The 19,462-nt window shown below is 34.6% G+C and carries 23 protein-coding genes; 12 read left to right on the forward strand and 11 right to left on the reverse strand.

What is annotated here, in order from left to right:
* The 4 genes from proC to modA all read right to left on the reverse strand — a co-directional run bounded on the left by proC (position 1) and on the right by modA (position 3,655).
* Positions 1–804: a pyrroline-5-carboxylate reductase gene (gene proC, locus DN389_RS25030; RefSeq protein ID WP_098189282.1), complete on the reverse strand. Its 804-nt coding sequence runs from the start codon at positions 802–804 to the stop codon at positions 1–3.
* 212 nt (positions 805–1,016) lie between these two features.
* Entirely contained in the window at positions 1,017–1,868 is an 852-nt protein-coding gene (locus DN389_RS25035) for a GRP family sugar transporter (protein ID WP_149237720.1), read from the reverse strand.
* A gap of 300 nt (positions 1,869–2,168) precedes the next feature.
* Positions 2,169–2,843 carry a molybdate ABC transporter permease subunit gene (gene modB, locus DN389_RS25040; protein ID WP_097857553.1) on the reverse strand — a complete coding sequence of 225 codons (675 nt, stop codon included), beginning with the start codon at positions 2,841–2,843 and terminating at the stop codon, positions 2,169–2,171.
* A 5-nt stretch (positions 2,844–2,848) separates the two neighbouring features.
* Positions 2,849–3,655, reverse strand: coding sequence for a molybdate ABC transporter substrate-binding protein (modA, locus tag DN389_RS25045; protein ID WP_001032233.1), 807 nt, complete (start codon positions 3,653–3,655; stop codon positions 2,849–2,851).
* A gap of 133 nt (positions 3,656–3,788) precedes the next feature.
* Between modA and DN389_RS25050 the strand changes: the two genes are divergently transcribed.
* Entirely contained in the window at positions 3,789–4,736 is a 948-nt protein-coding gene (locus tag DN389_RS25050) for a helix-turn-helix transcriptional regulator (protein WP_179955905.1), read from the forward strand.
* A 65-nt stretch (positions 4,737–4,801) separates the two neighbouring features.
* On the opposite strand, the gene DN389_RS25055 is transcribed toward DN389_RS25050, so the two are convergent.
* Positions 4,802–4,903 carry a DUF3948 family protein gene (locus DN389_RS25055; RefSeq protein WP_001060020.1) on the reverse strand — a complete coding sequence of 34 codons (102 nt, stop codon included), beginning with the start codon at positions 4,901–4,903 and terminating at the stop codon, positions 4,802–4,804.
* A 255-nt stretch (positions 4,904–5,158) separates the two neighbouring features.
* Entirely contained in the window at positions 5,159–6,025 is an 867-nt protein-coding gene (locus tag DN389_RS25060) for a LysR family transcriptional regulator (RefSeq protein ID WP_149237722.1), read from the reverse strand.
* A 127-nt stretch (positions 6,026–6,152) separates the two neighbouring features.
* Between DN389_RS25060 and DN389_RS25065 the strand changes: the two genes are divergently transcribed.
* Both DN389_RS25065 and DN389_RS25070 read left to right on the forward strand, forming a co-directional pair.
* Positions 6,153–7,121 (forward strand): DMT family transporter, encoded by a 969-nt coding sequence (locus tag DN389_RS25065; RefSeq protein ID WP_149237723.1) that lies wholly within the window; start codon positions 6,153–6,155, stop codon positions 7,119–7,121.
* Positions 7,122–7,142: 21 nt separating this feature from the next.
* Positions 7,143–7,283, forward strand: a complete 141-nt coding sequence (locus DN389_RS25070) for a YrzO family protein (protein ID WP_000894068.1) — start codon at positions 7,143–7,145, stop codon at positions 7,281–7,283.
* Between the two features lie 60 nt (positions 7,284–7,343).
* On the opposite strand, the gene DN389_RS25075 is transcribed toward DN389_RS25070, so the two are convergent.
* Positions 7,344–7,439: a DUF3948 family protein gene (locus DN389_RS25075; protein WP_001060011.1), complete on the reverse strand. Its 96-nt coding sequence runs from the start codon at positions 7,437–7,439 to the stop codon at positions 7,344–7,346.
* Between the two features lie 336 nt (positions 7,440–7,775).
* Here DN389_RS25075 and DN389_RS25080 point away from each other — a divergent pair, with 336 nt between their 5' ends.
* Positions 7,776–8,381, forward strand: coding sequence for a lysophospholipid acyltransferase family protein (locus DN389_RS25080; RefSeq protein WP_000277788.1), 606 nt, complete (start codon positions 7,776–7,778; stop codon positions 8,379–8,381).
* Positions 8,382–8,454: 73 nt separating this feature from the next.
* Here the strand turns inward: DN389_RS25080 and DN389_RS25085 are convergent, their stop codons facing one another.
* Complete coding sequence (locus DN389_RS25085) at positions 8,455–8,550, reverse strand: DUF3948 family protein (RefSeq protein ID WP_001060007.1); 96 nt, start codon at positions 8,548–8,550, stop codon at positions 8,455–8,457.
* A 305-nt stretch (positions 8,551–8,855) separates the two neighbouring features.
* Between DN389_RS25085 and DN389_RS25090 the strand changes: the two genes are divergently transcribed.
* The 5 genes from DN389_RS25090 (at position 8,856) to DN389_RS25110 (ending at position 13,268) form a co-directional block, all read left to right on the forward strand.
* Positions 8,856–9,833 carry a LacI family DNA-binding transcriptional regulator gene (locus tag DN389_RS25090; RefSeq protein WP_001273921.1) on the forward strand — a complete coding sequence of 326 codons (978 nt, stop codon included), beginning with the start codon at positions 8,856–8,858 and terminating at the stop codon, positions 9,831–9,833.
* Between the two features lie 147 nt (positions 9,834–9,980).
* Entirely contained in the window at positions 9,981–10,310 is a 330-nt protein-coding gene (locus tag DN389_RS25095) for a PH domain-containing protein (RefSeq protein WP_149237724.1), read from the forward strand.
* 117 nt (positions 10,311–10,427) lie between these two features.
* A complete protein-coding gene (locus DN389_RS25100; RefSeq protein WP_149237725.1) occupies positions 10,428–11,264 on the forward strand; it encodes a YitT family protein in 837 nt (278 codons plus the stop codon).
* Positions 11,265–11,402: 138 nt separating this feature from the next.
* Positions 11,403–11,759, forward strand: a complete 357-nt coding sequence (locus tag DN389_RS25105) for a YxeA family protein (RefSeq protein WP_000728373.1) — start codon at positions 11,403–11,405, stop codon at positions 11,757–11,759.
* Positions 11,760–12,503: 744 nt separating this feature from the next.
* Complete coding sequence (locus DN389_RS25110) at positions 12,504–13,268, forward strand: TatD family hydrolase (RefSeq protein ID WP_149237726.1); 765 nt, start codon at positions 12,504–12,506, stop codon at positions 13,266–13,268.
* Between the two features lie 113 nt (positions 13,269–13,381).
* Here the strand turns inward: DN389_RS25110 and DN389_RS25115 are convergent, their stop codons facing one another.
* Positions 13,382–15,031: a DUF2334 domain-containing protein gene (locus tag DN389_RS25115; RefSeq protein WP_106102574.1), complete on the reverse strand. Its 1,650-nt coding sequence runs from the start codon at positions 15,029–15,031 to the stop codon at positions 13,382–13,384.
* Between the two features lie 250 nt (positions 15,032–15,281).
* On the opposite strand from DN389_RS25115, the gene DN389_RS25120 reads away from it, so the two are divergent.
* Positions 15,282–15,815 (forward strand): transglycosylase SLT domain-containing protein, encoded by a 534-nt coding sequence (locus DN389_RS25120; RefSeq protein WP_048542991.1) that lies wholly within the window; start codon positions 15,282–15,284, stop codon positions 15,813–15,815.
* A gap of 11 nt (positions 15,816–15,826) precedes the next feature.
* On the opposite strand, the gene DN389_RS25125 is transcribed toward DN389_RS25120, so the two are convergent.
* Together DN389_RS25125 and DN389_RS25130 are read right to left on the reverse strand one after the other, a co-directional pair.
* The gene (locus tag DN389_RS25125) at positions 15,827–16,621 is read right to left on the reverse strand and encodes a DUF4931 domain-containing protein (protein WP_048542911.1); all 795 of its coding nucleotides are present in this window, start codon (positions 16,619–16,621) and stop codon (positions 15,827–15,829) included.
* A 134-nt stretch (positions 16,622–16,755) separates the two neighbouring features.
* On the reverse strand, positions 16,756–16,884 hold the full coding sequence (locus tag DN389_RS25130) for a spore coat protein B (RefSeq protein ID WP_149237727.1): 129 nt from the start codon (positions 16,882–16,884) through the stop codon (positions 16,756–16,758).
* Positions 16,885–17,303: 419 nt separating this feature from the next.
* Here DN389_RS25130 and DN389_RS28555 point away from each other — a divergent pair, with 419 nt between their 5' ends.
* Positions 17,304–17,438: an RAxF-45 family protein gene (locus tag DN389_RS28555; RefSeq protein ID WP_303632570.1), complete on the forward strand. Its 135-nt coding sequence runs from the start codon at positions 17,304–17,306 to the stop codon at positions 17,436–17,438.
* Between the two features lie 124 nt (positions 17,439–17,562).
* Positions 17,563–19,443 carry a ribosomal protection-like ABC-F family protein gene (gene abc-f / locus DN389_RS25135; protein ID WP_098189276.1) on the forward strand — a complete coding sequence of 627 codons (1,881 nt, stop codon included), beginning with the start codon at positions 17,563–17,565 and terminating at the stop codon, positions 19,441–19,443.
* The last annotated feature ends 19 nt before the right edge of the window (positions 19,444–19,462 follow it).

A 19,462-nucleotide genomic window follows, 5' to 3' on the forward strand; every position in this document is an offset into this window, starting at 1 on the left:
TTATTTCCCCCTAGCTTTTTTGTTTGTTGCTTCTACTGCTTTTTGAATTGCCTCTGAAAAATTATATTCATATAAAGCTTTGAGACCTTCAGCTGTGGAACCACCTGGTGTTGTTACTTGTTCGCGGAGGTTAGCTGGATCTTGCGTTTGTTCAAGCATAGAAGCAGAGCCAGAAATCATTTGAATGACAAGGTATTTTGCAGTTGCTTCATCGACTCCATAACTTTTTGTTGCTTCAATTAAGCTTTCAGCAAAGTAATAAAGGAAAGCTGGTGCACTTCCAGTAACTGCAGTAAGCTGATGAACTTCTTCTTCAGTACAAAGTTGCGAAGTACCAATGCCTCTTAAAAGGAGTTGCAAGGTTTCCTGATGCATCTCGTTTACTGATTGTCCCGTTGTATATAAGGAGATAGACTTGCCAATTTCAGCAGCTGTATTTGGCATAATCCAAGCAACAGGTGTCCCCTCGGGAAGTCTTTCTTCTAAATAAGATGGACCAATGCCAGCAGCTACCGTTACGACAAGTTGATTCGATAGTAACGGAGATAATTCTGCTAATAATTCTTCATGTGCAGAAGGCGGCATTGCTAAAACAATCGTATCAACAGATGAAACATGCTGTTTCCAATCTGTTGTAGTAGATACATTATATCGCCCTTGTAATTCCTTTAGCTTTTCTACGTTGCTTCGGTTAGAAACGATAATTTCTTCGATGTATTCTTTGCTTGTTTTAAGTAATCCGGAAAATATAGCTTCTGCCATACGACCAGCACCAATAAATAGAATTCGATGTTTAGTTAGCATATCCTTTATTCCTTTCTAGTGAAGATATGTTATAAAAAACGATACCATCTTTAAGAGAATTTTGTAAAAAGAAAAGACTTATTGTGAAAAGGATGGAAATGGAAGGAGGAGGGTTAATATAAATAAGGTTATAAAAATTATTATACTTAAAAAATAGTTGTAATAAAAAATCCCTGAAGCATAACTGCTTCAGGGATTAATAGATTATAAGTTTATTCTTTTGTCATACCTAACAATACAGCACCGCCGATAATTAAAACACTACCTAGTGCAATAAAGATCAATTGACGTTTTGTTTTCTTTTCACCTAAGAAGACAATCGCACCGAATGTTGAGATAACGATTCCAGTTTGAGATAATGGGAAGCTTGTTGCTACTCCGACACGTGGTAATGAAAGAAGTAAGAATAAGTTTCCAGTTCCCCATAGTAAACCAGATAAAGCATTACGGATTGCATATTTGTTAAATGGTTTATGTTTAGATGTCAATACAACCGCACCAACAAACATACCAACTGCTTGTGGTAAAATAGCAGACCAACCATCGATATTATACCAACGAATAATAATTACATATACAAGGTAGCCGAAAGTAGAAACAATTAAAGTAAGAAGTCCTTTTTTCAATTGTCCTGGTGGCTGTGCATTTTCTTTGTCATCTAGTGATGTGAATACAACACCAACTACGATTAATAGGATTGCAATCGTTCCCAGAACAATCGTTGTTGTAGTAGTCCACTCACGGAAAGCGATAACCCCAAAGATAGAAGTTGCAACAAGTTGCATACCAGTAGAAATTGTTACAGTAGTTGAAACACCTAGTTTTTCAACTGTTTTTAATTGGTTTACTTGTCCTAATGCCCAGAATAAACCTGAAATAAAACCAACAATTAAGACTGTCATTGTTAAAGCTGGTTGAGTAAATACATACATAATTGTTGCGAAGAATAGAGCACCGATTGTCATACCTACCGTTTGGCTATATGCACCACCGCCCATTTTTACGCTTACTAATAAGATGTTTCCCCATGCAATTGCAGGAAGAAGCGCTAATAAAATGTCCATTACAAGACTCCCTTCGGTTTTCTATACCAATATAATTACATATCGTTCTAACGATCGGTAATGCCCCACTACTAGAGTAGAAGATTACCGATCGCTAAAACAGGATGAAGAATTCACGATATAAATGCGTTTTCATTTCTTCATTTTTTGAAACACCTCCATATAATAACAGGAAATTGCCTATTTTAGAAAGTGAATTCAAATAAAATGTATATTTTAATAAAAGGTAAAATTCAGTTATTTCCCGATGGTATATTTTTATTTCCTAAGAAATAAAGAAGCAGCTTCGAAAAAGCTGCTTTAAGAGTTAGTAATTCTTTTATTAATAAGCTGAATACATAGCAGAAATAGGAGTGACATACTAATAGTGATAACTACTAGTGTCCAAGCGAGTTGCATATTACTTGCATCAATCGCCATATAAATTGCAGTTGGGATAGTCTGTGTTTTACCAGGAATGTTCCCAGCAAACATGAGTGTAGCACCAAACTCACCGAGCGCACGAACAAAGCTCAAAATCATTCCGCTTAGTAAGGCGGGAAATGCAAGCGGAAGTGTGACGTGTAGAAAAACTTGATATTCACTGGCACCAAGGTCACGAGCACTTTCTTCAATTTGTATATTCGCAATAGAAAATCCTGTTTTTGCTGATTGGTACATGAGCGGAAATGCAACAACTGTAGAAGCGATGATTGCAGCAGTAGATGTGAACATAATGGACTGCTGAAATATTGATTCTATCCACATTCCAATGGGACTATTATTTCCAAAAATGATAATGAGAAAAAAGCCGATTACAGTTGGTGGAAGTACCATTGGTAATAAGAAAATAGTTTCTAATAGTACTTTATATCTCCATGAGGAGCGTGCTAACGCCCGTCCGATAATCGTCCCTAAAATTGTAACGATAATGGTGGCGCATGCAGCTACTCGTATAGATAGAAAGATTGGTGACAAAATAGCATCAAAGCTCATGGCAATTATGACAGGACTGTAAATCCATATTTTTTAAAGATAGATTGTGCATCTTTTGACTGCAAATACTCATAAAATGAAGTCGCCTCTTTCTTGTGCTTAGATTCTTTTATAACACCTAAAGGATAGTGAATTGGCTCATGAGAAGTAGCTGCTGCTGTCTCACCAATCTTTACTTTGTTTGAAATAAGAGCATCTGTTTTGTATACAATACCAGCATCGACATTACCTGTTTCTACATATGTTAACACTTGGCGAACATCTTTTGTAAATACGATTTTATTTTGAATGTCATTCCAAAGATTTTCATGCGTGAGAGAAGCCTTTGCGTATTTTCCCGCGGGTACAGATTCAGGTGTACCAAGTGCGACTTTCTTAATTTTTTCATCTTTTAAATCTTGAATTTTCGTAAGAGAACTATCTTTTGGGACAACTAGAACAAGTTCATTTCCAAGAAGATTTTTCCCTTCTTTTTTATTAATGAATCCTTTTTTAACAAGGGTTTGGAATTTATCTTCGGCTGCTGAGAAGAATAAATCAGCAGGCGCGCCTTGTTCAATTTGTTGTTGAAGTGCACCAGAAGCACCGAAGTTAAAAGAAAGTTTAATATTAGGTTCTTTTTCTTTATATTTTGTTTCAATTTCTTTTAGTGCATCTTGTAAGCTTGCAGCAGCTGATATAGTAAGTTCTACTGCTTTTCCTTCTTTAGCAGTTGATTTCTCTTTCTTTTCGCCGCTTGTACATGCAGCACTAAATATAAGAAGAAAAGAAAGTATAAGTGCTCCGATGGATCGTAATGTAAACTTGTTCATAAAAAAATCCCCTTTCGTTTTGACATGTTTAATTATAACTAATTATAAATAGATATAACTAGTTATAATTGAATATAATTTGAACGATGTAGTTGTTTTTTAATATAGGAGAAATATTCTTTTCTTTGTTACAATGAAGGAAGAAAGTGAGGAATCGTCTATGGATCATCATTCCTACACAACGGAAGAAGTAGCGAAGCGATTAAAAGTATCAAAATTAACTGTATACGATCTAATTAAAAAAGGAGAACTACCTTCTTATAGAATTGGTAGACAGATGCGCATTGATGCAACGGATTTAGAACAATATATAAAGCAAATGAAAACAGGGAAAATACAAGGGACTCCTGTAAAGAGCGAAGATAGTAGGGGCTTGGATACATGTATTATTAGCGGACAAGAACTAACGTTAGATATGTTGGCAAAACGTATAGAAAATCGCCTGATAGGTTCAAATATATTACGGGCATATCAAGGTAGTTTAACGAGTTTAATAAAAATGTATCAAGGAGAAGGAAGTATTGTTAGTCTTCATTTGTTTGATGGCGAAACGGGGACATATAATGTTCCATATGTAAAACGTATTTTAGTTGGACAACCATGTACGATGATTAATTTATTAGCAAGGAACGTTGGGTTTTATGTGCAAAAGGGAAATCCGAAAAATATAAAAACATGGGATGATTTATCTCAATCATCTATACGATTTGTAAATCGAGAAAAAGGTTCAGGTATTAGGGTATTAGTGGATGAACAATTGCGAATTCAAAAGTTAAATAAAGAACGTATTAGTGGATATGAATGGGAAGAATCAAATCACCTTGGTGTTGCCACGCAAGTCGCAAATGGAAAAGCTGATGTAGGAGTAGGTTCAGAAAAGTTTTCACAGATTGTAAATGTAGACTTTATTCCAATCATGAAAGAACAGTATGATTTAGTGATTTTGAAGAATAAAGAAAATGAAGAGCTGATCGAAGTCGTGAAAGATATTTTGCAATCGGAAGAATTTCATAATGAATTAAAAGCGATTGGCGGATACGATATGACGAAAATAGGTCAAATTATATATGAAACAAACTAAAAAGCTGCTTGTCTATAAGACAAGCAGCTTTTTCTATATATAAAGGGGTTTGGGGAAACAAAGTATTAAACAAGACTTTGAGCAAGTGTATAAATGAAGGCCGTAAGAAGAGTAGCTCCACTTGCAAGTCCGATAAAGTCTGATTTGTTGAAAGTAATGTTGTTCATTATAATCTCTCCTTATTTGTTTAATGTAGTTGCAACAGCTTTTGCATCGACAAGTGCGGATAGCACCATGCCCATTGTATTTAAAAATTTGTTTGATTTCATTTTGTTCATCATGCGTATCCGCTCCTTTTCGAATTGTCGTTGCCCTGCTGTATGTCTTAATTATAGGAAATATGATCGCCTGCAACTATCGAATTAGCTTACGTAAGACTTACACTTTTGTAAGAAAAAAAGACATTCGTGTAAGAATGTCCCTTAAAGCATATTAATGTGGTGGTGCTCTTCAATTATTTTTAAAAAGCTACGCATTGAATTCGTCATATAGCTATCTTTGCGGCGTATGAAAACCGTTGAAATACTACCATATTTTTCAGGGATTGCATGACAATGTACTTTACCAGCTTTAGAAAGATGGTGGACAGCAGACTGTGGTACGAGTGTAATTCCAAGGCCGAGTGCAACACTGTTTAATATTGTCTCTAATATATTAAATTCCATAATTCTTTTTGGGAGCAAACCTTCATCTTTAAGCCATCGTTCTAGTTTGGAACGGTATCCACATCCTTGGTTAAAAACGAGTAGGGGCGTTGTTGTAAATTCTTCTATATGAAAAGCTTTATTTTGTGTTACAAGCATTAATTTTTCTGTACTAACATCGTATTGTTCAATTAGTGGATGTTTAATAGGCCCTGATATAAAGGCACCATCTAATTGATGATCAAGTACTTCTCTAATCAATGCTTCTGTTAGACCCGCTTGTAATGATAAATCGACATTCGGATAGCTTTTATAGTAAGAAGATAAAATGGTAGGTAATGTACTTACTGTTTCGACTGTGCCAATTTTTAATATACCAGACGGTGTTTCACTATCTAAAAATACTTGTTTTAGCTCGTCAACATCTTGCAAAATTTTATTAACATAAACGAGCATTTTTCTTCCTTCAGCTGTTAAAGTCATGCCTCGTTTATGACGATAAAAGAGCGGTGTTTTCAGTTCATTTTCTAGTTGTTTAATACGCGCGGTGACATTTGATTGTACATAGTTTAATACCTTTGCTGCGCTACTTACACTGCCTTGTTCGGCAACGCTTCGGAAGATTTGTAAGTCTCTTAATTCCATTTTATGCTCCTCCTTGATGTTAACTATCATTATAAGTGATAGTTAACATCATTTTGAATCATTTTACGTGATATATTTTTTCTTTTACAATTCTCTTTGTGCAAATAGAAAGAAGTGGGGGATTGTGGTGAAAAAAGGTCAAATGATAATAGGGGCTTTAGCGTGTTTAATTGCAAGTATGTCGTGGGGAGCAATGTTTCCGGTTGCTGATCATGCGCTAGAATACATAGATCCATTTTATTTTTCGCTTATTCGCTATGGAGCGGTGGCGATCGTACTGATTGTATTGTTGTTAGCGAAAGAAGGAAAGCAGGCATTTCGTTTAGAGGGAAGAGGAAAGTTACTCGTCTTTTTCGGAACGATGGCGTTTACGGTATATAATGTACTTATATTTTTAGGTCAAATGTTAATGGGAAAATCAGGCGTGATGGTAGCCTCCATTATGGAAGCACTTATGCCGATGATTTCTATTTGTATTCTATGGGGCTATAAGCATGTAAAACCGAAAAAGTATATGATAACGAGTATGATTATCGCTTTTGTAGGAGCTATATTCGTTATTACGAAAGGTGATATGAGTTTCTTTTTAACATTGAAAGATAACGTGTTTTCGCTGGCCTTTATATTTGTGGGTGTTGTAGGTTGGGTTATTTATACGATGGGTGGTCAAACGTGTAGCGATTGGTCAACATTACGTTATTCTACGTTGACGTGTGTATTTGGTACGACTGTCACAGGTATTATAACTGTAATCATTACATCGTTTGGATACGTATCGGTTCCGAGTATGGGAACGATTTCTATCGTGAGATATGATTTATTGTTTATGATGACATTACCAGGTATCGTAGCGTTACTTGCTTGGAACTATGGTGTGAAAATTTTATCGTCCATTAATGGGATTTTATTTATTAATTTTGTACCAATCACGACTTTAGTTATTATGATGATGCAAGGATATCGAATAACAATGTTTGATATTATAGGGACTTTACTTGTTATTGCAGCACTTATTCGCAATAACGTTTGTCAGAGAAAAGAAGAAAATATAAACAAGCGAATTTTACAAGAAGAGCAATTACGTCAAGCTGTTTAATAGGCAATTGGAGGATTTCACATGTTAGAAAGTTTATTGTTTTTCTTCGCCGTCGGAGTTGCCTGCGAGCTTGCAGCAATTAACCGAAATGGTCGTAAAAAGATAAAACAACAAGCTGAAATGATACAGCTTTTAAAAGAGTTAAAAGAAAGAAAAATGTAAAAAGACGACCGGGCATAGACGGTCGTCTTTTTCTATATAAAGGGGAAAGGGGACACAAAGTTATACAAGCGTAGCAGCGTAAATAAAAGCAGTAAGAAGAAGAGAGCTGCTAGCTAATCCTAAAAAATCTAATTTGTTAAAAGTGATGTTATTCATCATGAATTCTCCTTACTTGTTTAATGTAGAAGCAACAGCTTTTGCGTCGATTAGAGCGGAAAATACCATGCCCATTGTGTTTAAGAAATTGTTTGATTTCATTTTGTTCATCATATGAATCCGCTCCTTTTCGAATAGTTGTTGTTTCTTTCTGACTTAATTGTATGAAATATTTGGGGAAGTAACTATCGAATTAGCTTACAAGAAAATTACACTTTTGTAAGAATTGAAATTTAACAATTAATACTTATTTTTATTACCAACTCCTAAAACTTAGTGTTATAATCATTGTAAGAGAATGACTATAATTCGGATGTTCAGAAAGGAACGAAACAAATGTATAAACCAATTACATTTTTGTTAAAATATATATTTAAAACAGCTGGGAAAGTAGAAGTGCAAGGAAGAGAAAAGTTACCAGAAGGCGGCCCATATGTTGTTGCGTGTACACATACAAGTTTTATGGATGTATTAATGTTAGCTACAGGGATGTACCCGACCCAAATTCATTACATGGCAAAAAAAGAGTTATTTGAAGGGAAGTTCAAAAATTGGTTCTTTAAAAATGTGAATGCATTCCCTGTAGATCGTGCGAATCCAGGACCGAGTACACTCAAAATTCCGTCACGCCTATTAAAAGAAGGGAAAGTAGTAGGGATTTTTCCGAGTGGGACACGATCAACAGAAGACGTTTCATTAAAAGCTGGGGCTGTTACGATTGCATTGCGTTCTAATGTCCCGTTAGTACCGGCAGCTTATGTTGGTCCATCAAGTGTAAAAGAATTAATAAAAGGGAAAAAGGCACAATTAATTTTTGGCGACCCAATTCAAATTGATGCGGAAGAACAAATAGATCGAAAAACAGCTATGAAAATGATGACAGATCAATTAAATGAGAAGTTTGATGAGCTAAAGGAAACTTTGCAATCAAATCAAAAGTAAGAAAAGACGACCGGGCATAGACGGTCGTCTTTTCTATTACTATTTATAATAAAGGGGAAAGGGGACACAAAAGTTATACAAGCGTAGCGGCGTAAATAAAAGCAGTAAGAAGAAGAGAGCCACTAGCTAGTCCTAAAAAATCTAATTTGTTAAAAGTGATGTTATTCATCATACATTCTCCTTACTTGTTTAATGTAGAAGCAACAGCTTTAGCATCGATTAGAGCGGAAAATACCATGCCCATTGTATTTAAAAAATTGTTTGATTTCATTTTGTTCATCATATGAATCCGCTCCCTTTCGAATAGTTGTTGTCCTGTTTCTGACTTAATTGTATGAAATATTGAGGAGAGTAACTATCGAATTAGCTTACAGGAAAATTACACTTTTGTAAGAAAAACGAATGAAGGTGTAATGATGAGAAAGTTTGACATATGTTCGTGGAATTCATTAAGTTAAAAATAGAGGTGAGTGTATGGCCAATATTAAAGATATTGCAAAGATGGCGGGAGTTTCAGTTACGACTGTTTCGAGAGTGTTGAATGATCACCCATATGTAAGTGAAGAAAAAAGGAAAGCGGTTATGGAGATAGTTGAGAAGTTGAATTACTCACAAAACGCAAATGCCGTTCATTTATCAAAAGGGAAAACGAATATTGTTGGTGTGATTTTACCGTATATTAATCATCCATGTTTTGATGCGATGGTGGGCGGGATGATGGAGGTGGCGTTAGCTCATAATTACAGAGTGCTACTTTGCCAAACGAATTATAATAAAAAAGAAGAAATGAAAAGTTTACATATGTTAAAAACAAAACAATTGGATGGCCTTATTATTTGTTCTCGTGCGAATGATTGGGAAACGATAGAGCCGTATGCTTCCTATGGGACAATCGTTGCTTGTGAAGATAATGATATTTCAAATATCTCAAGTGTATATACGAATCATTCGGCAGCTTTTCAATTAGGAATGGATTATTTGATTGAGAAAAGTTATAAAAAAATTGGTTATTGTACGGGGAGGAAATTAGGTCCGAGTAGTCAAAAACGTTTTGATGTTTATAAACAGCAATTGCAATCTATAGATGAAGAAGTGAATGAAGAATGGATTTTCACAGAATGTTTTACATTAGAAGATGGTGTGAAAGTGGCTCATAAATTAAAGGGGATGCAGCATCTTCCCGAAGCATTAATAGTAGCAGGAGATGAAGTTGCGATTGGGGTTATGACAGAAGCTGAAAAATTAGGTATTCAAGTTCCTGAGGATTTAGCGATTATTGGCTTTGATAATCAACCTATTTCGCAAGTGTTACAACTTACAACCATTGATCAAAATTTAAAGGAAATAGGTAAAAAGGCCTTTGAAATGTTTTACAGGCAAATACGTGATGAAAGTTCTAAACAAGAAAAGGTGGAAATTCCATATGAACTTGTGGAACGCTCTACCGTTTAGTTTTAATCCGTTATGTGTAAATTGCATAACGGATTATTTTTTTGAAATATCTTTGACAGGAAACGCGTTTCATACTTTATAAAGGAGTTACACCGGTCTGTAATGATCCATGGATTCTTTTCAAGAATAGTATTTGGAGGGATATGCATGAATGAACTTTTATTGAGTATGAAAAAGCATATAGAGGATGATGAAAAGATTTTGGCTTTTGTCGTAGGGATATTTGAGAAGGATAATTTTACGCTATCGTATCAACATGGGATTTTTGCTGCTACTACTAGACGTCTTCTCTTTTATGGGAAATTTCCATACTATCCTGCAACATTTAAAGATTATTCATATTTGCATATAGATAGCATAGATTTTCGTCCGCATTTCGAATGTACTTGTAATCATGAAACCATTCGAGCTAAGTATATTCAGAAGGGGAATGTGGAGCGATTTGTCTGTACAGTTAGAGCGAATATGAATAATTAATCACCCCTTTGTTTAAACATAATATCCCGATCTTTAAGAGTAAAAATGCGCAATAAAAACAACTTCTAAACCTCTAGGAGATAGTGATACAATGTCAAATGGGGGGAGGTATGAACTATGGTTAATCAACGTATAAAGGAAATAACACTAATTACAATTGGTTCATTATTATTCGCAATTGGTATTAATTACTTTGCAATTCCAAACCGTTTATCAGAGGGTGGAATTATTGGTTTAACGGTTGTTACGTACTATTTATTTGATTGGTCGCCGGGGATTGTAAACTTTGCTATAAATGCAATTTTACTAGCTATTGGTTATAAATTTTTTGATAAGAAAACGATGGTTTATACAATTTTAGGGATTGTAGAAACATCCTTGTTTTTATATGTTACGGAACATATTGAGTATCATGTAAATAGTGATACGTTATTAGCGGCTCTATTCGCTGGCTTATTTGTCGGTGTCGGATTAGGCTGTATGTTCAAAGCTGGAGGTACATCAGGAGGATCGGCAATTTTAGCTCGGTTAGCCAATCAATATTTAGGGTGGAGCGTTGGTAAAGGCGTACTTATTATTGATATTGTGGTAATTGCTGGTTCTGTATTTATAATAGGGCAAGAAAAAGCAATGTACACACTTGTTGCAGTATTCATCGGAGCAAAAGTGATTGATTTCATTGTAGAAGGAATGGATACAAAAACAGCTGTTACAATCATTTCAAATCAACCGGATTTAATCCGTGAAACTATTACGAAAAACATGACACGCGGTGTCACTGTATTAGAAGGACGCGGCGGATATACTGGTAAAAATAAAGAAGTGTTATATGTTGTTATAAATAAACAAGAGCTTGTTAAGTTAAAGCAGGTTATTAGTCGAGTAGATGAAGGTGCTTTCGTTGTTATTCATGATGTACGTGATGTACTTGGCGGTGGCTTTAAAGCGAGCTAAAAGGTGAACGAGTAAATTCGTTCACCTTTTTTAATTCTTACAAAAATGTAAGTGTAATGTAATGAGATTCAATAGTAGATTTTATTCCTTCTTTTTAAAATGGATGTATATATATCCTGCAGAGGAGGAAGATTGATTATGAAGAAAAAAATGATCGCTACTATAATAGCGATGATAGTGATAGTAGTAATGTTACTGCCTACGAAACTTGGACCAGTTATCGATAAATATAATCCACTTTATAAGACGAAAGAATACTATACGGTCGTGAATACAATTGGTCAGCATATTGGTGATGAGTGGTATGAATATGAATTTATTGCATTTGACGAACGTGGAAGAGAACAAAAAATAAAGAAGACTGTTAAGCATATGTTAAAGAGAGATGAAGCGTTAAAGGTGTATGCAAAAGGACGCTACGGAGAGGCGATTGAAGAAATTGAAGCTGTAAATATTCCTATTAATGCGAAGAGTAAACTTTTAACGATGAGATAGCAGATTATACCCCCACCTATTTTTTGTCGAAAATAAAAATACTAGGTAGGGGTATTTTAAGGTTCATAAAAGAACCTTAGTCTATATGGACTAAGGCTCTTTTTATTATATAAAGGGGAAGGGGGTACATCGTAGTAGCATGAGTGAAAGGTATAAGAAGAGTAGCTACTAGCAATGTAATTTGGTTATGTGAGTGTTCTTCTTATTTGGCTTGCTTTCTAACTTTATTGTACGAGATGTAGGTAAGAGAAACTATCGAATTACATTACACATAGCTTACAAACATGTAAGTCTTCTGTAATGTAATTCGATGGTTAAAAGATAGTTAATTTCATATAGTGTAATTAGAAAGTCTCACTGTATTACTTTCTGTTTGTAATATTAATGAAGAATGAAAAACCAACTACTTTTTAATAGCCCTCATCTGTATTTAGATGAGGCTCTTTTTATAAACCTTACAACATTGTAAGGTTTACGTAAGTTAATTCGATAGTAAATTTGTCATATTTTTTGCATAATAGATACAAATAGATAAAATAATTAGGGATATAGTAAGAAGGGAGAAAATTGGGATGCGTAAAGAAGAAGTAGTGAAGTTTCCAATTAAAGATTTCTGTAGCTACTTTACTGTTGCCGTAGTATGTATTGGATTATTTGATATCATAACAAACTTAATTGTTAAATAATATAGATGATAAAACAAGAAGGGAGATCCTTTCTTGTTTTTTTTATGGGGGAATAAAGATGAAATGGATTGATAGTCATATACATGTTGACCAATATAAGGATGAAGAAAAAAGTAGATTACTTAAAGATGTGGAACATAGTAAAGAGATACAGGGGCTTATCGCGGTATCTATGAATTATCAATCATGTAAAGAAACTTTATCTTTAGCAAAGCGATATCCTTTTGTACATCCAGCGATAGGTTTTCATCCGGAGCAACCGATTCATAAAGAAGAATGTGAGCAAATTTATAAATTAATTAAAGAGCATGTAGAAGACATAGTTGCGATTGGTGAAGTAGGCTTACCGTATTATTTAAGAAAAGAAGATGAGCGTATTACTATCAATTCATATATATCAGTGTTACAACGATTTGTTGAACTAGCTAGTAAATATGATTTACCCATTATATTGCATGCAGTGTATGAAGATGCTGATATTGTATGTGATTTACTAGAGAAATATAAAGTTTCACGTGCACACTTTCATTGGTTTAAAGGAAGTGAAACAACAATGAAACGGATGATGAGGAACGGTTATTATATTTCTATCACACCAGATGTTTTACATAAGGAAAAAATTAGAAAAATTGTTTCGTATTATCCACTTGAATATATGATGGTAGAAACAGATGGACCGTGGGAATTTCATGAGGATGTTATGACGCATCCGAGAATGATTCGAGAGGTATTAAAGGAAATTAGTGTTATAAAAAACGTATCTGTTAATAAGGTTGCGAAAACGATATATGAAAATACGATTCAATTTTATTTGAAAGGATAGGAGCGTTACTCTTATCCTTTTTATTATGAAAATAATCAATGGGTTATTAATAACATGCCACGTTTTAGTTTAAGTTAAAAAAACCACCAAGCAAAATGCTTGGTGGTTTTGTATTAAGATTCTAATTTTTTCCCACGTCTTAATAACAATAGAAAGACAATGATGAAGAAACCAAGTATAAGGAAGAATCCATATTGTTTTATATAATCCATTACATCGCTTGCGCTTGTTGGTTTGTCAACGTGAATGCCGTCTTTATTAGTAGTAATATGAATATCTTGCATTTTCACTTCATTTGCTTCTTTTTGTAAATCAATCCATTCTATATTTGGAATGCTTTCTAGATCCTTTAATACTTCTTTTAATGGTTTCACACCTAAGTAAGGATGATAGAATGCACCAATAACTCCATCGGATAATTTAGCAACAGATACAGCACGTTCTTTCATCTTTGCAATAGCATGTGGCTTATCTTCTTCAATAAAGCCAACTGTTTCAGGCATTAATTTCATTCCGTGTAAAAATGATGGGGTACTTGTATAGAATGGTGAGTGCATGGATTTCCAAGTTGTATCACTTAACTGTAGTTGTCCTACATAAGTTGAAAAGTACCTTGATAATATTTCATATCCTTTTTGAGACATCGTGTAATGAGGTGCTTCAAATGCGACAGGATATAGTTTGGCATCTACAAGTTCTTGAATACCTTTTTCAATATGATCGGTCGTATACTTTTCTTCAAACTCTTCCCCTTTTTTTACATATGCATTATATGCTTCGATATTAGGGAAGTCATCTTTTGTTTTTGGTTTTTCATGCTTCGGTTGACGAATTGGTTGATCTGTTTTTACGTCCCAAAATTCAAAACCTTCCCCAGTTTCACTATCATAAAATTGATGCGTATAACCATGCATAATAATTGCTGCACCATCATCTTGCATAGAGCGTAAAAGATCGACTAGTTCGGGTTTATCTTTTAAATGCAGTGTTTTACCTGTATCAGGATCTTTATATACAGGAATAACAGTGATCATGTAAGGAATCTTTTTCTCTTTTAGTAATTCAGCAATTTCTTTTAATTGATTTATATCTGCGGCCGGATGAACGTCCTCAAGACGCAAATAAGCCTCTACTTTATTTGTCGTTGGCTTTTGTCCAAAGTAAGAAAATAACATTTCACCAACGTAATGAGACATCCAGTCAAAGAGGTGTGGCGTTGCGACGTAATAAGATGTTTCATGCTGAACGATTAGTGGGTTCTTGCTATTTGAACTTACAGCGTTAGCAAGAACAGTTCCATTTGTATCAAAAGATTGAATCAATCGTTCCTCTTCTAAAGTGTTTTTAAGCTTATGGCTTGGATATTCGATTTTATTAACTCGTATATCATCAGCCTTTAGGGTAATGAAAGAAAAGCGATGAGATAATTGTTCAACATTTTGTCCTAAAACTAATATTGGGCCTGAGAAATTTTCTAGAAGTTGCTTTGTTTCAATAGGAAACTCTTCTTTTTGTTCACCGATATAAACAATATGTGTATAAGAAGATGAATTAGTAATTTCATTAGCCTTTTTTAAACTTTTCGTAGTTATATCGTTTGTAAAATGTCCTAATTGAGTATTAAGGATTTGAATATTATTTGTAATTTTATCGTCTTGTGTACTGTATAAAACAAGTACTTTTGGTTTTGATGATGTTTGTGCAGAGGTGTGGATAGGGATAAGTAGTAAAATGCTGAACAAGAGTATGATGCACTTTTTCATTTGGTCTGCTCCTATTCTATATGTAGAGTTCAATTTAAAATTATATACAAAAAATACGTTGTAGTCTATGAAAGTTACATTTTTGCACGTATTTACCAGCTGTTTTTTCACAAAATCGGTCTAAAGCATGATGATAATATATATAGTTATTTGCTATGATAAAAGGGTAAGAGAATGATAGAATGTGGGTAATTGTAAAGGGAGGAAGGCTGAAAGGGGACAAATTTCAGCGGAGAAAGAGGTAGTGGTAGTGAAGAAATTCTTTGTAGGATTTTTAGTTGTTCTTGGGGTGTACTTATATTTCCAAGGAAAGTCTGAAGGAATGGGCAAGTTAGTGAATGAGACAAGCTATGTTGACTCAGAAGAAGCAAAACAAATGAAACAAATTATTATAGAGGAAGCAAAGAAAGTCAATCTTCCAGAATGGATACCTCTTACAATTGCTGAACATGAAAGCCGGTTAAATCCAAGAAGTATTGGAGATAACGGAACTTCATTCGGACTGTTTCAATTGCACCGTGGCGGTGGGCTTGCACCAGATCATTTAACTGATGAAGAGTTGAAAGATCCGCGCACAAATGCGCAAATTGCAATGCCGCATTTAATGAAAGGATATAAGCGCGGGGTGCAAAAAGGTTTGACTGATTTTGCATTACTAAAATATGTAGCAAATACATCTGGATGGCCAGGAAATTTAGGGCCAGAGTGGACGGATAATAACATGAAGTATAACATTGGATTAGAAGATGTGTACTATCGAAATAAAGGTGTAATCAAAGAGTAGGTTTTCTATACCTACTCTGTTTTTTTATGAATAATTGCATCTTTTTCGCTCGTGAAGTACTGCGCGAGTTGTATTTTCACGTCTTTTAGTTTTGTAGAAACTTGCGGTATTTTATATCCTACATATAATGGTGAAACGACGAACCTAGGAACAACTTTACAAATGATTTTTCCGTTTAAGTAATAGAAGAATAAGTTATAACTACTACATCCTTTATGGAAATCTGTCAGTATGTAACGTACAGTTTGCTGAATATAATTTGCCAGTTCATCTATGTATCCAATATCTGCAATAATGATATTAAATTCAGTAAAACCGATAATAGGACGATCTGAAATATTGAGTTCAATGCGTTCGTTTTTTTGTACAATGACTCCTCGGAAGTTGTCCTGTTCTACGTTACCGAGATAGTCTACATATTTCATTCCGATAATCTGCATGTGTGCATGATGCAAACTCCCGCCTGAGAATGGACCGTGATTTTTGTATAAAATCACAGATGTGAATTCTTCATTCTTCTGTAAGTCTAACCAATGTTTAATGGAGAAACGAATTAGCGATCTCATATGTTCTTCTGTATATGTTGCAATGTGGTCTTTACAATTATCGGTTTCGATTAGCACCGTTTGAAATGTATCTTTTAATGTAGGGAATTTGTTTTTCAGCCAAATAATTGAGCCCTCAGTTGCTAAAATATCCGTTAAATTTTCTCTGTCACAAAAAGGACATGCAGCGCTTCTATTCCGAATGCTTTCTGGTTTTTGTTTGCCAATATCGTTTAAAAAGTATAGTTGTTGTGTATCCATTTGTATATATGCCCCTTTAAAATATGTGTAAAAATCCCGCTTAATACATTCGGGAAAAGGAGAAGGAAATCCTTTAAAAGGAATAGGAAAAATAAAAGACAAGATATCCTCATTACAATAGGGTACCTTGTCTTTTATTTTTTCTTTAATAATGTGTATGGATAATATAGAGTGTTTTTATTGTGCTTCTTTTTTCTATTTTTTATTGTGTATAAGGCAATTGCTGTACTTGCGATTACAATAATGGCTTTCTTCATATTCATTTACCCCTTTTTATTGTTGGTTTAATTCTTGGCTAACTGCTTTTGCATCAACTAGAGCGTGTAAAATCATTTTAACCATGTTCATCATATTCCTTCACTCCTTTTATAGTTCATTTAGTTCTTTTACAACTGCTTGTCCGTTCACTAATACCTCAAAGATTGCTTTTACGATTTCTTTCATCATGATCGTTTCCTCCTTTTGTTTGGCTCTCTTGTTTACATCTTTATTGTATAGGGAGGCATCTTTTCGTACTATCGCTTTCCATTACGTGAACATAACAGTTTTGTAAGATTTGATGTCACTTATTGAAATGTTTAGTCTATCTTCATTATTTTCAGAAAAATGACTATTCAAACATGAAATGGGAAAGTATAATAAAGAAGTAAGTATTAAATTCCGTACGAAAGAGGTGAATGAGATGAAACGTTCTGTAGCTGCACGTGCCAAATTTTTAGATTATATCTATTTTTGTCGTGCGATTTTTCATGATGTAGTTGTTAACGGGATACGTCTGTCCTTTTTTAACAATTGCATAGTAGCTATTGAACGATAGAAATCTCTTCACCCATTTTTAATAAACGTGTGAAAAGGGAGCTATTTGGCTTCCTTTTTCTATGCCGAAAACCATGGGGAATGTTTCTTTCTTATGGTTTTTTATATTGAAAGGAGTACGGAAAATGACAATTTGTAGTGTAAATAATGTAACGAAATCTTTTGGTGGAAACATCATATTTGAAAATATATCGCTTGAAATAAAGAATGGTGAACGTGTTGGATTAGTTGGTCGTAACGGTAGTGGGAAGACAACAATCTTTCAGCTTCTAACTGGAATGGAAAGTTTGGATGCAGGGGCCATTCATATGAAGAAAGGTACACGTATTGGTCATGTGGCACAAATTCCGAAATTTGATGAGGGTATGACTGTATATGATGTATTGAGTTCCGCTTTTAAAGCAGAAAAGGAATTAGAAAGAGAAATGCGTACTTTAGAAAAAAATATGGCGGAAGAACTGGAACCGTCTGCTTTACAAAGATTAATGGAGAGGTACGGAGTAATCCAAGAAAAGTTTGCGTTTCTTGGTGGTTATGAAATAGAAGCGAATATGATGAAGGTAGCAAATGGTCTACAGGTGACAGAACTATTTCCTCGGTCATTTCTGGAGTTAAGTGGTGGGGAACAAACAAAGGTAAGCCTTGCATACATGCTATTGCAGAAACCAGATTTACTTCTATTAGATGAACCAACCAATCATTTAGACTTATTTGCCGTAGAGTGGCTAGAGCAATTTTTAAAAGAATACAATGGAACAGTTATGGTCATTTCACATGATCGCTATTTCCTTGATGAAGTTGTAACGAAGATTTTTGATTTAGAAGATGGAGAGATTCACGTGTATCATACGAACTATTCTCAGTTTGTTGACGAAAAGGAAGAACGGTTGCTTCAGGAGTTTCAGGCTTATCAAGAACAGCAAAAGAAAATAAAGAAAATGAAAGAAGCAATTAAGCGACTACGTGAATGGGCAAATCAGGCGAATCCTCCGAATGAAGGATTGCATAAGAGAGCGAGAAGTATGGAACGTGCACTGGAACGTATAGAGAAACTAAAGAAACCTATTTTAGAACGAAAACAAATGGGACTTCAGTTTGAAGGGCAAGAGAGAAGTGGGAAAGACGTTGTTTTAATGAAAGAAGTGAGTAAAGGTTTTGCTGGCCATCCTTTATTTAACGAAGCGAATTTACATGTTCGTTTTCAAGAGCGTGCGGCGATCGTTGGCCGTAATGGTACAGGAAAGACAACGCTACTAAAGTTATTATTAGAAGAAATAAAACCAGACGCTGGAGAAATTCGAATTGGTAGTAGTGTGAAAATCGGTTATTTATCACAGCATGCGTACGGAAATATGAAGAGTAATGTATTAGAGGCTTTCAGGGAATATGTAGCTGTAACAGAGGGAGAAGCGAGACATATATTAGCTAAGTTTTTATTTTATGGTCCAGCGGTGTTTAAGAAAGTAACGCAACTGAGCGGTGGAGAAAAAATGAGATTAAGACTTGCGCAACTTATGTATCAAGATATCAATTTTTTAATTTTAGATGAGCCGACAAACCATCTCGACATTGAATCAAGGGAAGTTTTAGAGGAAGCTCTTGAGCAATATAATGGGACGATTTTAGCTGTTTCACATGATCGTTATTTTTTAAATAAGTTATTTGAAAAGACGTATTGGATTGATGAGCATAAATTATTTGAGTTTGCAGGGAACTACGCATGGGCTCGTCAAAAGTGGGAAGAAAAGCTCGAGAAACAAGTAATAAAGCAGCAACGCCAAGGAAGAAAAAGTATGGCAACAGCTCCTGTAAAAAAGAAAGAAGTTAGGAATGTTGAGGATATTGAAACGGAGTTAATGCATGTAGAAGAGGATATATATATGCTTGAGTGTAAGATGGAACATGTAGTTGATGTTGAAATGCTTGAACAATTGTATGAAGAAAAAACGAAGAAAGAGTTGTTACGAGCGGAGTTATATAATGAGTTAGAGAGTATTGTGGAGTAAAAAATAGAAAGCGAATTCT

The sequence above is a fragment of the Bacillus sp. AY3-1 genome (assembly GCF_008368785.1).
GTDB lineage: Bacteria > Bacillota > Bacilli > Bacillales > Bacillaceae_G > Bacillus_A > Bacillus_A wiedmannii.

Excerpts from the sequence above, each read along its gene's own strand:
- proC (WP_098189282.1), bottom strand. The coding sequence starts at position 804 with ATGCTAACTAAACATCGAATTCTATTTATTGGTGCTGGTCGTATGGCA.
- DN389_RS25035 (WP_149237720.1), bottom strand. The coding sequence starts at position 1,868 with ATGGACATTTTATTAGCGCTTCTTCCTGCAATTGCATGGGGAAACATC.
- modB (WP_097857553.1), bottom strand. The coding sequence starts at position 2,843 with ATGAGCTTTGATGCTATTTTGTCACCAATCTTTCTATCTATACGAGTA.
- modA (WP_001032233.1), bottom strand. The coding sequence starts at position 3,655 with ATGAACAAGTTTACATTACGATCCATCGGAGCACTTATACTTTCTTTT.
- DN389_RS25050 (WP_179955905.1), top strand. The coding sequence starts at position 3,789 with ATGAAGGAAGAAAGTGAGGAATCGTCTATGGATCATCATTCCTACACA.
- DN389_RS25055 (WP_001060020.1), bottom strand. The coding sequence starts at position 4,903 with ATGAACAACATTACTTTCAACAAATCAGACTTTATCGGACTTGCAAGT.
- DN389_RS25060 (WP_149237722.1), bottom strand. The coding sequence starts at position 6,025 with ATGGAATTAAGAGACTTACAAATCTTCCGAAGCGTTGCCGAACAAGGC.
- DN389_RS25070 (WP_000894068.1), top strand. The coding sequence starts at position 7,143 with ATGTTAGAAAGTTTATTGTTTTTCTTCGCCGTCGGAGTTGCCTGCGAG.
- DN389_RS25075 (WP_001060011.1), bottom strand. The coding sequence starts at position 7,439 with ATGAATAACATCACTTTTAACAAATTAGATTTTTTAGGATTAGCTAGC.
- DN389_RS25080 (WP_000277788.1), top strand. The coding sequence starts at position 7,776 with ATGTATAAACCAATTACATTTTTGTTAAAATATATATTTAAAACAGCT.
- DN389_RS25085 (WP_001060007.1), bottom strand. The coding sequence starts at position 8,550 with ATGAATAACATCACTTTTAACAAATTAGATTTTTTAGGACTAGCTAGT.
- DN389_RS25090 (WP_001273921.1), top strand. The coding sequence starts at position 8,856 with ATGGCCAATATTAAAGATATTGCAAAGATGGCGGGAGTTTCAGTTACG.
- DN389_RS25095 (WP_149237724.1), top strand. The coding sequence starts at position 9,981 with ATGAATGAACTTTTATTGAGTATGAAAAAGCATATAGAGGATGATGAA.
- DN389_RS25100 (WP_149237725.1), top strand. The coding sequence starts at position 10,428 with ATGGTTAATCAACGTATAAAGGAAATAACACTAATTACAATTGGTTCA.
- DN389_RS25105 (WP_000728373.1), top strand. The coding sequence starts at position 11,403 with ATGAAGAAAAAAATGATCGCTACTATAATAGCGATGATAGTGATAGTA.
- DN389_RS25110 (WP_149237726.1), top strand. The coding sequence starts at position 12,504 with ATGAAATGGATTGATAGTCATATACATGTTGACCAATATAAGGATGAA.
- DN389_RS25115 (WP_106102574.1), bottom strand. The coding sequence starts at position 15,031 with ATGAAAAAGTGCATCATACTCTTGTTCAGCATTTTACTACTTATCCCT.
- DN389_RS25125 (WP_048542911.1), bottom strand. The coding sequence starts at position 16,621 with ATGGATACACAACAACTATACTTTTTAAACGATATTGGCAAACAAAAA.
- DN389_RS25130 (WP_149237727.1), bottom strand. The coding sequence starts at position 16,884 with ATGAATATGAAGAAAGCCATTATTGTAATCGCAAGTACAGCAATTGCC.
- DN389_RS28555 (WP_303632570.1), top strand. The coding sequence starts at position 17,304 with ATGAAACGTTCTGTAGCTGCACGTGCCAAATTTTTAGATTATATCTAT.
- abc-f (WP_098189276.1), top strand. The coding sequence starts at position 17,563 with ATGACAATTTGTAGTGTAAATAATGTAACGAAATCTTTTGGTGGAAAC.